This window comes from Helicobacter sp. UBA3407 (assembly GCF_949747025.1).
Taxonomy (GTDB): domain Bacteria; phylum Campylobacterota; class Campylobacteria; order Campylobacterales; family Helicobacteraceae; genus Helicobacter_D; species Helicobacter_D ganmani.
In genome coordinates this window covers 1-1,189 of the sequence record NZ_CATKCB010000008.1, presented here as the reverse complement: position 1 = coordinate 1,189, position 1,189 = coordinate 1, and the positions used below count along the sequence as shown (strand labels likewise).

Below are 1,189 nucleotides of genomic sequence, written 5' to 3'. Positions count from 1 at the left end.
GAAATGATGAAATATGGTGCGTGTGTAAATTTATTTTCTATCGTCTTAATTCTAATCTTTGCGTGGTTTGTTTGGCGTTTTATATAAAGAAAAAATGATCTTTAAAGCCTAAGATTGAGAAGAATGCACTAAAAGTATCAATAACAATTAAATCGCAGTCTGCTAACTCATTAAGTTCTTGTTTTAAGCTATCCATAGGTTCTTTATCAATTTTTGGAAGCTCATTAGAAAATTCAAGCTCTATGCTATTAAATGGGTAAAAATTTTCTATATTTTTAATGCGTTCTAAAATCGCTTGATTTTTGTCTTCTATACTCCAAAAAAAGGTTTTAAACCCTCATTTATAGCATTAGCACATACTTTTAGGGCTAAAAAAGATTTACCCACCTCGCTATTGCCACTTAAGACAGCCACAGAGCCTTTTTCTAATTTAATGGTATCTTCACAAATCACAGAAACATTTTCATCGCTAAAAATTCCTAATGTAATTGTATCAATAGTATTGCGTTTAGGCATTTTTATCCTTCGCTCATTTCAATAATTTCAAAAAGTTGCTTTATGATTTTAGGATGTAAAATCTCTCCACTATGATGAGGAATAACCATTCTGTAAGAATCTTTTTTATAGATTCTATGGCTACCTTATTGTCTATCAATCAAAAAACCATTTTGCAATAAAAGCCTTTCTGCTTCTTTTGCAGTCATTCTTGGAAATTCAGGCATTGGCTAAAACCATAGGAACAATTGAAGTTATTTTATTTTCAATGGTTCTTTTTTCTTCACTTTTAAGGCTTTCTAAATAAAGTTCCCCTGCTTCTTTTATATTAAACAAAGCCTCTTCATAAGTATTACCTTGTGAAACACAACCTTCAAGCTCTAAAATGCGTGCAAAATACCCATCTTGATCTTTTTCAATAATAACATTCAATAGCATTTGATGTACAGAATTTATCGACTTAAATAGAATACTTTTTGACATAGATATAATAGGTTTTGACATAAATAGAATAGTTTCTAAATATTTTAAATTATTTAATATAATTTAAAATTTAAAAAACACCATTCTTACGAATGGAGATTCGGTAAATCAAAAATTTTTAATTTTTGAACTTTTATAAAAAATCGTAACAATAACGATTTTAAATAACTCCAAAAGAGAAGTTTTAATAAAAAATGATAAAAAATAATTT

Annotated in this window: 1 protein-coding gene and 2 pseudogenes; all 3 read right to left on the bottom strand. The window is 27.8% G+C overall.

The genetic code is table 11. The features are described from left to right. Window positions 1-97: 97 nt before the first annotated feature. Window positions 98-516, bottom strand: a pseudogene (locus Q1553_RS00070) (AAA family ATPase); the annotation flags it as partial. A gap of 2 nt (window positions 517-518) precedes the next feature. Continuing rightward, window positions 519-722: pseudogene (locus tag Q1553_RS00065) on the bottom strand (type II toxin-antitoxin system HicA family toxin). Then, window positions 715-933, bottom strand: a complete 219-nt coding sequence (locus Q1553_RS00060) for a type II toxin-antitoxin system HicB family antitoxin (protein ID WP_115550854.1) — start codon at window positions 931-933, stop codon at window positions 715-717. Before Q1553_RS00060 ends, Q1553_RS00065 begins: the two are co-directional and overlap by 8 nt. Window positions 934-1,189 lie beyond the last annotated feature (256 nt).